The sequence below is a fragment of the Kitasatospora sp. NPDC056531 genome, from assembly GCF_042794375.1.
Lineage (GTDB): Bacteria > Actinomycetota > Actinomycetes > Streptomycetales > Streptomycetaceae > Kitasatospora.
The window spans coordinates 1-10,271 of record NZ_JBHTTU010000147.1 but is presented as its reverse complement, the minus strand read 5'-3'; the positions used below and the strand labels follow the sequence as shown (position 1 = coordinate 10,271).

Here is a 10,271-nt window from a genome sequence, read left to right as displayed (position 1 = left end):
GCCGCCCTGCGCGTATCTCACAACCAACAGCTACCGGAGCCGTCCGGCGCCTGTCAGCCGAACGACCCCGACATCACCCGATCAAGCTCAGTATCTGGATCCGCAACAATTCCCATATATGCACCCCAGGATGATCGCACATTTGTGAGGAAGTCTCGGGTCTTTCCTCCAGGGCTTTCATGTTCCATGCGAGCCCATGCAACGATGAGGATCGTAATAATTCTGGATGCTTCATCGTCATCTCGATCCATGATCCTGGAGATTGGGGGTCCAAGAGGGTGTTGAGTGTTCAGTGACACCTGGAGAGATTCCTCCTCCTCCCGATATTCCACCGAGAACAGCTCGGGTCCAATCCAGCCTTCCGAGGTGGGTTGGGGCTCGGATTCGCTGTCCGCATACTCTGACTCTGGGGTCGTGCCAAAGATTAGCTGGCGCGTCGCCGTGTCCTCGGGATCGAATTCTTCCTCTGCGTTTGACCTACTCTGAGGGTTCGGTAGGGCTCCGAGAGGGGGTGGTGGCTCGGACTCATGGGCCTGCCCATCCCAAGGCTCAACCTGATCAGACTCATGCCAAGGACGACTCGAAAGATCGTCGAGCACTCTCCTTACTGGTGGCTCTGAATTCCCCTCACCATAGTGGGCGGGGACCCAGAGCTGACGGAAATATCTGATTTGTCCTTGCGCCCTCTCTTCTCGGGCGAGCGAAAGTAGGGCGCCCACGATGGCTTCCAATCTAGCCCAGCTGGGAAAAGTCTTTCCATTGAGCGTGTTGGCTACGGACTGATGTGAAGCTGCATCCCTTGAGAATGGAGACTGTGATACTTCCTGGCTGATCCTTCGAGTGCTACTGAACTTGAATTCGTGATGTCGCTCGGACGGGTGAAGCAGTAGCGTTTGCCTGCCGGCAGATGGGTGATCCCGGTAGTCGTGTGCTGTGAGGTATGCACAGGGCGGCGGTCTGACCGACGCGGAGAGGGCCGCACGGGAGCGGATCCGGCGGCAGGCTGTCGAACGCTTCGAGGGCGGTGAGAGGAACCGGGACATCGCGGCCGTGCTGCGGGTGAGCGTGCGCTCGGTTGAGCGGTGGCGCCGACAGTGGCGTGAGGGCGGTGCGGCGGGAATCGCCTCGAAGGGCTCGCCGGGTCGTCCAAAGCTGTCCGATACCCAGATCGCGCGGCTGGAGCGGGAGTTGGAGCGTGGGCCGCTGGCCCACGGCTGGGACGACCAGCGATGGACTCTGGCGCGGGTGAAGACGATGATCGGTCGGCTATTCCACGTCTCCTACACCGTGGAGGGCACATGGGTCCTACTCAAACGGCACGGCTGGTCCTGGCAGCAGCCAACCCACCGCGCCATCGAGCGTGACGACGCGGCTGTCGAGTTGTGGAAGAAGGAGACGTGGCCGCGGGTAAAAGCGCCGCGGCGGCCCGCGGCGCCTGGCTTGTCTTCGAGGACGAAGCCGGGCAGTCGATGAGGCCGCCGCGCGCCAGGACCTGGGGCAGGGTCGGCTGTACGCCAGTGGTTCGGGTGCGCGGCCGAGGAGGCGGCCGGGTCTCCATGGCAGGGCTGAGCTGCTACAAACCCGGTCAGCGCTCGCGGATGTTCTACAGCTTCCACGTCTACCGCGGCCGCAAAGGCGAGAAGAAGGGCCTGACCTGGCAGGACTACCGGGACCTGCTCATCCGCGCGCACATCCAGCTCGGCGGCCCGATCGTGCTCGTGTGGGACAATCTGCGCGCCCACCTGATGCCGCCGATGCAGGAGTTCATCAAGGCGAGCAAGGACTGGCTGACCGTCTTCCAACTTCCGTCGTACGCACCGGACCTCAACCCGCAAGAAGGCATCTGGTCGTTGGTCAAGCGCGCCATCGGCAACCTTGCCGCCGCCGATCTCGACCAACTCGCCCGAGCCGTCAAGCGCAGCCTGAAGCAGCTCCAGTACCGACCGCACCTCATCGACGGGTGTCTCGCCACCACCGGCCTGATCATGGACGGCTGATCATCCTCAGACCGACATCACGAATTCAAGTTCAGTAGGACAGCCAGCTCTTTGATAGAGCTCGTGCACCGCCTCCAGCAGATTTCGGTGCGGTCCCGGTTTGAGCTCCGACTCTGACGGCATGGCAATCCGCCTAGCCCTCCCGCCCGCCATTCCCCCTCCAGTCCAGTCGTCTTGGATGTCAGGGCCTCATGAGGCCCTCAGTAACTGCCCTCGCTATTCCTTCTATGGCAGCGGCACCCAAGGAAATGATGATCTTGAGCGTGAGGCTTTCCGGTCGCTCCGGCTTGGAGTCATCTTGCGGTTCCTGATCTTGGCTCGCGTCCATGAATCCAGTCTCGGGTGCTCTTCGAACCATCAGGCGCAACTGGACGCACGTTGACAGATCTTTACACACGGGCTCCAACGATGGCGTGGAAATGGATAGTTCAGAGAAGGCTTCCCCGAGAGCCACGCCGCCTGGTTCGCCCTGCTCGTGTACGCGAGCGCCTGGCTCAAGTACCACTACCCGGCCGCCTTCACCTGCGCGCTGCTCGCCAACCAGCCGATGGGCTTCTACAGTCCCTTGACGCTGATCCAGGACGCGCGCCGCCACGGCGCCACCGTGCTGCCCGCTGACATCAACCATTCCCAGGCCCGGCCCACCCTCGAACCGGTGGTCACGCCCGAGAACGGGACGGGGGCAGCCGGGCAGATGGCTATCCGCCTCGGGCTGGCGGCCGTCCGCGGCCTCGGCGACGAGCAGGCCGAGACGATCGCCGCAGGCCAGCCGTACACCGACCTGGAGGACTTCGCCCGCCGCACCGACCTGCCCGAACCCGCCCTCGAAGCGCTCGCCACCGCCGGGGCTTTCGCCAGTCTCGGCCTGAACCGCCGCCAGGCCCTGTGGTCCGCCGCACCGCTCGCCCGCACCCCCAGCGCAGGCATGCTCCCGGGCACCGCCCCCGCCCTCGCCGCCCCCGACCTCGCGCCGATGACCGCCGTCGAGGAGACCATCGCCGACCTGTGGGCCACCGGCACCTCCGCGACCTCCCACCCCGTCCAGCACGCCCGCGCCCACCTGAAGCGCTGCGGCGCCCTGACCGCGGATGCGTTCAAGACCGGCGCCGCCCCCGGCACGCTCGTCGCCGTCGGCGGACTCGTCACCCACCGCCAGCGCCCCCCGACGGCCGGCGGCGTACTCTTCCTCAGCCTCGAAGACGAAACCGGCCTGGTCAACGTGATCTGCCAGCCGCACATATGGGAGCGCCAGCGCCGTGCCGCCCTGCAGTCAGCCGGCCTGCTGGTCCACGGCACGGCCGAGCGCCGTGACGGCGCCGTCAACCTCGTCGCCCACCCGCCTCGTCCCGCTCACCCTCGCCCCCGGCGCCCGCAGCAGGGACTTCCGATGACCGCTGCGCGCCCCCGATTTGGCATCCGGGCAGGTCAGCGAACCCCAAAGCCCGGTGACGGACCCGCAGAACGACCGATACAGTCAACACCCGCACGATCGAGAGGGCGCCATGGCCGACACCACGACAACCCGCGCCCGCAGCGGCCGGCCCCCGGGCGTGCGTACCGAGGCCGAAGGCCTCACCGAGCGCCAGCGTCGGGTGATCGAGGTCATGCGCGACTCCGTCCGGCGCCGCGGCTACCCACCGTCCATGCGTGAGATCGGCCAGGCCGTCGGCCTGACCAGCACCTCCTCGGTCTCCCACCAAGTGAAGGCACTGGAACGCAAGGGCCTCCAATACCGCGACCCGAACCGGCCCCGCGCCTACCGCGTCTGGGCCGACCGCCACACCGCACCCACCGACACCACCGGGAACATCGGCGTCCCCGTCCCCGTGCCGCTGGTGGGTAGGATCGCCGCCGGCGGCCCGATCCTGGCCGAGCAGACCGTCGAGGACGTCCTCCCGCTGCCCCGCCAACTGGTCGGCGAGGGCGAACTGTTCGCACTCACCGTGCGCGGCGACAGCATGATCGAGGCGGCCATCTGCGACGGCGACTGGGTCACCGTCCGCCGCCAACCGGTCGCCGACAACGGCGACATCGTGGCCGCCATGATCGACGGCGAAGCCACGATCAAGCGACTCAAGCGCGACAACAGCGGGGTCTGGCTGATGCCCCACAACCCCGCCTACGAACCCATCAACGGCGACAACGCCACCATCCTCGGCAAGGTCGTCGCCGTGCTACGCCGTCTCTGAGGGTCCGGACGGTGGCCAGGGACGAGGACAGGACCATGCCGGAGGAGATGACCGTGCGGGAGTTGTGGGACAGGACCTATCTGGCGCTGCTGCCCTGGACCCGGGTACCTGTGGGTGATCTGCACGCACGCTGCGCGGAGGCGGTGACCGCGGCGCTCGCCGTGCTGTGGGACGGCTTCGGCGACGCGCTTCTCGACGCGCCGGCCACGGACGGGCAGGTCCACGCGATCGTCGCCGCTCAGAGGGCGTACGGGCTCGGATGGCGGGACGCGGTGCTCGGCGATGTCGCGGCACGGGCCCGGGCCGCACGGTTGGGCGATGGGCCGGGCGGCCTGTGGACACCGGCCGAGCGCTGGAACCGTGGCCGGGGACGGGCGTTCCGCCCCACCCTTCGCCGCAACCTGGAATTCTTCGCGATGCATCCCTGGGCTGCGGAGTTGGAGCACCTGCGGACTGTGCGGTGCGCCGTCGAGGCCTCCGCAGCCGATCCGCGCTCCGCGTTCACCTCGCTCTTCCGTACGGCCTGGACGAACAAGGCCACCGAACGCCGGGGGTGGGACGACGCCGAGTGGTGGCAGTATCTGGAGGTCGAGGCTCTGGCGTCCTGGGCGGTGGTCGCCCTGGGCCTGCCCGCAGAAGATCCCGCGAGCGTCGGACTGGCTGTTGAGGAAGCCGCCGAGGCGGTGAGTCCGTCCGACTGGACCTGGACGGGAACGGGCCTGCCGGACGGCTTCCTCGACGCGACCTTGGCCGCACTGGCCCTGTGACGCCGACAGGTGTCGAGGGAGTCGTCGCCGACGAGTAGTCAACCCGGGCCGCCCGTCGGCATCGACGGGCGGCGCGCCAGCATGACCACCAGCAGTGGCCGCCGCCCGGGCGGCTGGAAGGGAGGAACAGCGTGAGTCGGGAGATCGACGAAGGCCTGGAGCGCGCCGAGCGGACCCGCCCCATCCCGGTGCACCTCAACACCCGGGTGAAGTTCCTGTGGGAGAAGGTCGCCAAGCAGGACACCAAACGCCTCGCCCAGCTGGCCGGCGTTTCGCAGCGCACCGCACAGCGCTGGTCCCACGCCCTCAAAGAGCTGGCCGAAGGCCGACTGACGGGCGACATCCCGATGACCAAGGCCAACGCCGGGAAGGTCGAGCAGGCGGTGCGCACCGCCTGGCAGCCGCGGGTACTGACTTCGGCGCGTCAGGGTGAGGCGGGGGTGTCGAGGGTCAGGCCGGTGCCGGCTATGAAGCCGTCGAGGGTGTCGGGCCGGTACTGAAGGCGCTTGAGCCGGTTGCGCACGAGGGCTTCGAGTCGGTCGAGGGCGACCACGGCGAGGTTGGCGAGGCTGCGTTTGACGTGTGCCCAGACCCATTCGACGGGGTTGAGGTCGGGCGAGTAGGCGGGGAGCAGGAACACCGTCAGCCAGGCACGCTCGGCGATCAAGTCGCGCATGGCGTGGGAGACGTGGGTGTTCAGACGGTCCCAGACCAGCACGATCGGTGCCTTGACCAGCTGGTGGACGCCGTCGATCAGTGCGATGAAGTCGCGCTCGCCCATGCTGCGGCGTCGCCCCTTGCCCGCGGGGTGGGTGCGCAGGCGGTGGCACAGCCGGGTGCGCGAGCCGGGCCGCATGGCGATCGGTCCCGCCACGGACAGGCGTCCCGAGCGGCGGCCGCTGACGGTCACAACCGGCGTGCGGCCGCGCCGGCCCCAGGTGCGTCCTTTGGGCGGACGGCGGGTGAATCCTGCCTCGTCCTCGAAGCAGATGTAGCCCCCGCAGGCCGCCCGCGCTCTTTTACCTCCTCCCAGGTCGCCTCCTTCCACGCGGTGACGGCCTGCTCGTCGCGCTCGGCGACCCGCCGCGCGGGCACCTGCGGGCTGAAGCCGAGCCGGTGCATCAGCCTCGTGGCGCCCGAGACGCTGTAGGAGACGTGGAACTTCCGGCCGATCAGCGTGGCCACCCTCGCCGCGGTCCACACCTGGTCCTCCACCCAGCCGTGTTCGGCCGGGCCTTGCTCCAGATACGCGGCCAGTTTCTCCAGGCAGCGCGGTGACAGACGGCACCGCGACCCGCTCGGGCCGCGAGAAGCCAGAGCCTGCACACCGCCCTCGCACCACAACTGGTGCCACTGGTAAGCCGACTTCGGGCTCACCCTCAGACGTCGGGCCACCTCCGGCGGCTTGAGGTCCTGCTCGAACATCTCGGCCGCCTGCATCCGCACTGACTCCCGGCGCAGCCGTCCCGCGGCGGTCAGCCCGCCCCCATCCGCATATCTCACACACCATCGGATACAGCCACCGCACCGAGCCCGTCAGGCAATTCGGGACCGTTCACCCTGACGCGCCGAAGTCAGTAAAGCAGCGGGTGCGCCGGGACGCCGAGAAGAACTGCTGCACATCAGCGGCACGTTCGGGTTCAGCGCCTCCGGCGGCACGACCGACGACCCACGCCCCCGGGTGATCACACAAGAAGATGCCCGGCAGTGTCGCCCAGGCCCTGTACGAGGCCCGTGACGCCGGAGCCACCCAGGCTCAGCAGGAAGCGATCCGGCCGCCGCGCCCGCGGCGTCGACGTCGAGCTCAACGACGTCGCGTGGATGGACGTCGAGATCTGATCCCGTCCCGGCACCGGTACCCGGCACGGCCTCGTGCGGTCGGCGTCGGCAGACCCCGGCGCCTCCATCCCCTGGAGGTCCTGTGAGTTCTCTGTACCTGGTCGACGGTGAGCGCGTGTTCGCGCCGGCCCTCGGGCGCCCTCACGGGGTCCCGCACCCGGCCGCGGTGCGGGGCCATGGGCAGGCTGTGGACAGGCGAATCGCCTGGACGAGGACGGGCTGCTGTTCGCCGACGAGACCGGCACTGCAGATCCCAGTGCTGCGCGACCTGGTCAGCAGGAAGCTGACGGTCCTGTAGGTTCCGTGATTCGGTGTCCACTGGCATCGCCGTGACCTGCAGGGCTGCGGCGTGCCACGCTCGTGTCCTCCGAACGTGTTCCTGAGCTTGTTCTTTATCTTCGGGAGTCTGTGGCTGGGTAGGGCGAGCCCATGAAGGCGTCGAGGTCTTCGATGATCTTGCGGAGTTCGCGTCCTCCGCGGGGTGACATTGCTCGGGTCACGCTGTCGAGTAGAGCGCGGCGTTCGAGCGGGTTGCCGCAGCAGTACCAGTGCACGTTGCCGAACTCGTCGTCGTGCCAGAGCTCGCGTTCGGGGCGGTGGACGTAGTCCCTCCACAGGCGCAATGCCGCGCTGGTGTCTCCTGGCTGGAGGTACTTCCGCGTGCGTTCAAGGCGAACGATCTCGGACAGTGCTCCTGGGGAGAGACGGTCGATGGCCAGCCTTGAGTGCTGTGACTGCTGTCGGTCCGGGAGTCCGGCCCGGATGCGTCCTGGCCGTCTACGCGGCATGGACCTTTCGGTTGATCGTCATGCCGTACATGATGCCACGATCCCGAACGCTGTCTCGAATGGGTTCGCTCGTCCGGGGATTCTCCGGACGAGCGGGCGGCCTTCGACTGATCATGTGCTCCGACCAAGGAGTACACGTGACCACGACGAAGGACGTGAGGGTGAGTCTGCTGCATCGCGATGCTCGGCGGGAAGCGTTCGCGGAAGCGTCACGCTTCCGGGGAGAGTTCTACGAGTGTCTGACCGCCCGGCGTGATGAGCTGTTCGAACTGACCGACGCGCTGCTGTGCGTTGAGGGGCCGGTGATCTCGCCCGTGGACCTGACGCTGGCGCCCGAGCATCGTCGTGGGCACGGAGCGTTGTACGGGACTCTCAATCGCGGTCGGGTCGACGTCGAACGGCTGCGGACGGTGCTGGCCGGGCTGCCGTTGCCGCGGTTCGAGAGCCGGCGCCTGGTCCTGGCGGTCGATGTATCGCCGTGGTTGCGGTCGGATGCACCGTGCTCGGCCGACCGGTTGTTCTGCCACGTCTACGGGCGGGCGAAGTCCGCGTCGCAGTTCATCCCGGGCTGGCCGTACTCCTTCGTTGCCGTCCTGGAGCCCGGCGCCACCTCGTGGACCGGCATCCTGGACGTTGTCCGGCTCGGGCCCGAGGACGACACGACCGCGGTCACCGCCGCCCAGCTGAGGGCCGTTGCCGAACGGCTCGTCACAGCTGGTCAGTGGACGCCCGACGACCCGGACATCACGATCGTCATGGACGCCGGCTACGACGTCACCCGCCTGGCCTGGGTGCTACGAGACCTCCCCGTCGAGCTGATCGGACGGATCCGCTCCGACAGGGTGATGCGTCTGCCGAAACCACCGAGGACGCACGGCGTCAATGGCCGGCCGCCCAAGCACGGGCCGGAGTTCCGCTTCGCCAAGCCCGAGACCTGGCCCGAACCGGCGATCACCACGGCCACCGCCACCGTGAACTACGGCAAGGCCGAAGCCCAGGCGTGGGACCGGGTCCACCCGAGACTGACCCACCGCTCGGCCTGGCTCGAGCACGACGGCGAACTCCCCATCGTCGAAGGCACTCTGGTCCGTTTGAAGGTCGAGCACCTCTCGAAGGAACGGGAGGCCCCGCCGGTGTGGTTGTGGTTCTCGAAGACCGGCGCCACCCTGGTAGACGTGGATCTGTGGTGGCAGGTGTTCCTCAGAAGGTTCGACTTGGAGCACACCTTCCGTTTCGGAAAACAGACGCTCGGCTGGACCACCCCGAAAGTCCGTACTCCCGAGGCAGCGGACCGCTGGACCTGGCTCCTGGTCGTCGCCCACACCCAGCTTCGCCTCGCCCGCCCCCTCGCCGCGGACCTCCGTCGGCCCTGGGAGAAGCCATCCAAGCCCGAACGCCTTACCCCGGCCCGGGTCCGCCGCGGGTTCAGGAACATCCGCGTGCACCTGCTCTGCCCGGCCCGTGTTCCTCAACCGACCGGGTCCGGACCCGGGCGCCCTCTCGGCTCAAAGAACCGACGACCCGCCACCCGCTACGACGTCGGAAAAAACCGTCAAACGCCCCAAGACCCTCAAGGCCATCGGCAAACCTGGAAGATCTTGGTAGATAAAGAACAAGCTGAGACCGTGTTTGAGATCTGTCGTGCCCTGTGGCTGGTGGGGTCGTTGGGACCGCCCGCGCCACCGAAATTCCCAGGCCGGGGACCAACCCCCGACCTGGGCTTCGGTGTCTTCGGTGCGCTGCTATCGGTGGCGGGCGGTCATCGGGATCCGGGCGAGGACGGCCGTCGCCTGCGCCGGGTTGGCGTGGAACCAGGCGGCCAGGTGTTCTCGGACGGCCTCGGCGACGCAGGCGCGTACGGGGCCGTTGCCCAGTCGGTCGCGGGTGGCCCCCTCGAACTCGGGGCGGTCGAGTTTCACCGCCACGACCGCCGTCAGGCCCGCGCCGAGCTGGGTGAGGGTGAAGTCGGGGCCGGACGGAGTGAGCAGCTGTTGCTCGCGGGCGTAGGTGGTGACCGCGGCCGCCAGGCCGTCGCGGAAGCCGAGCTCGTGCGTGCCGCCGCCGGTGGTCGGCCGGCTGTTGGCGTAGCTTGCGACCCGTTCCTCGCGGGAGTCACACCAGCGGAGGGCCACCTCGATGGTTCCCTCAATTTCGGAGTACTCGCGCTCGAAGCCGATCACGTCCGGGTGGGGGGCGCTCCGCCCCGCAATGTGGTCCCTCGGTCCGCCCGGGAAGCGGAAGCCGACGGCCCGGGGCGCCGCGGGGTCTCGGTCATCGGTCAGGGTGATATCCAAGTCCCTGTTCAGGAAGGCCAGTTCCCTGAACCGTTTGGCCAGCGTGTCGAACGAGAACTCCAGTGTCTCGAAGATCTCGGCATCGGGCCGGAAGGTGATCGCGGTCCCGCTGCCATCGGCCGGTCCGGTGCGGGCGGGCGTCGCGACAGCTACGCCTCGCTCGTACTCCAGCACCCAGCGGGTGCCGTCGCGCCGCACCTCGGCCGTCAGACGGCCCGACAGTGCGTTGACGACGGCCAGTCCCACGCCGAAGCAGCCGCCGGACAGCGAGCGCCGGCTGGTGGGCTGTGCCCCGCTGCAGAGCTGAGCCTGCCGAGAATGTCATCCATGCAGCTCAAGGACTTGCTTGGTGGCTGCGGCAGGATGATCACTCGTGTTGCTCCGTCTGGCATACCTG

The 10,271-nt window shown here is 68.0% G+C and carries 10 protein-coding genes and 1 pseudogene; 7 read left to right on the top strand and 4 right to left on the bottom strand.

What is annotated here, in order from left to right:
* The first annotated feature begins 933 nt into the window (after positions 1-933).
* From ACFQ87_RS42125 to ACFQ87_RS42100, 6 genes are all read left to right on the top strand, one after another.
* Entirely contained in the window at positions 934-1,473 is a 540-nt protein-coding gene (locus tag ACFQ87_RS42125; RefSeq protein ID WP_380616260.1) for a winged helix-turn-helix domain-containing protein, read from the top strand.
* Complete coding sequence (locus tag ACFQ87_RS42120) at positions 1,470-1,997, top strand: transposase (RefSeq protein WP_380616264.1); 528 nt, start codon at positions 1,470-1,472, stop codon at positions 1,995-1,997. Before ACFQ87_RS42125 ends, ACFQ87_RS42120 begins: the two co-directional genes overlap by 4 nt.
* 475 nt (positions 1,998-2,472) lie before the next feature.
* Positions 2,473-3,648 (top strand): hypothetical protein, encoded by a 1,176-nt coding sequence (locus ACFQ87_RS42115; protein ID WP_380616259.1) that lies wholly within the window; start codon positions 2,473-2,475, stop codon positions 3,646-3,648.
* A complete protein-coding gene (lexA, locus tag ACFQ87_RS42110) occupies positions 3,548-4,186 on the top strand; it encodes a transcriptional repressor LexA (protein WP_380616258.1) in 639 nt (212 codons plus the stop codon). Before ACFQ87_RS42115 ends, lexA begins: the two co-directional genes overlap by 101 nt.
* Positions 4,187-4,221: 35 nt before the next feature.
* The gene (locus tag ACFQ87_RS42105) at positions 4,222-4,953 is read left to right on the top strand and encodes a hypothetical protein (protein WP_380616257.1); all 732 of its coding nucleotides are present in this window, start codon (positions 4,222-4,224) and stop codon (positions 4,951-4,953) included.
* A gap of 131 nt (positions 4,954-5,084) precedes the next feature.
* Complete coding sequence (locus tag ACFQ87_RS42100; protein ID WP_380616256.1) at positions 5,085-5,453, top strand: helix-hairpin-helix domain-containing protein; 369 nt, start codon at positions 5,085-5,087, stop codon at positions 5,451-5,453.
* Here the strand turns inward: ACFQ87_RS42100 and ACFQ87_RS42095 are convergent.
* The 3 genes from ACFQ87_RS42095 to ACFQ87_RS42085 all read right to left on the bottom strand — a co-directional run bounded on the left by ACFQ87_RS42095 (position 5,378) and on the right by ACFQ87_RS42085 (position 7,415).
* On the bottom strand, positions 5,378-5,944 hold the full coding sequence (locus tag ACFQ87_RS42095) for a transposase (protein WP_380616263.1): 567 nt from the start codon (positions 5,942-5,944) through the stop codon (positions 5,378-5,380). The genes ACFQ87_RS42100 and ACFQ87_RS42095 overlap by 76 nt on opposite strands.
* Positions 5,860-6,414, bottom strand: a complete 555-nt coding sequence (locus tag ACFQ87_RS42090) for a winged helix-turn-helix domain-containing protein (RefSeq protein WP_380616262.1) — start codon at positions 6,412-6,414, stop codon at positions 5,860-5,862. Before ACFQ87_RS42090 ends, ACFQ87_RS42095 begins: the two co-directional genes overlap by 85 nt.
* Before the next feature lie 770 nt (positions 6,415-7,184).
* Positions 7,185-7,415, bottom strand: coding sequence for a hypothetical protein (locus ACFQ87_RS42085; protein WP_380616255.1), 231 nt, complete (start codon positions 7,413-7,415; stop codon positions 7,185-7,187).
* A 326-nt stretch (positions 7,416-7,741) separates the two neighbouring features.
* On the opposite strand from ACFQ87_RS42085, the pseudogene ACFQ87_RS42080 reads away from it, so the two are divergent.
* Positions 7,742-9,185 (top strand): annotated as a pseudogene (locus ACFQ87_RS42080) (NF041680 family putative transposase).
* A 137-nt stretch (positions 9,186-9,322) separates the two neighbouring features.
* On the opposite strand, the gene ACFQ87_RS42075 reads toward ACFQ87_RS42080, so the two are convergent.
* A complete protein-coding gene (locus tag ACFQ87_RS42075) occupies positions 9,323-9,760 on the bottom strand; it encodes a hypothetical protein (protein WP_380616261.1) in 438 nt (145 codons plus the stop codon).
* Positions 9,761-10,271 lie beyond the last annotated feature (511 nt).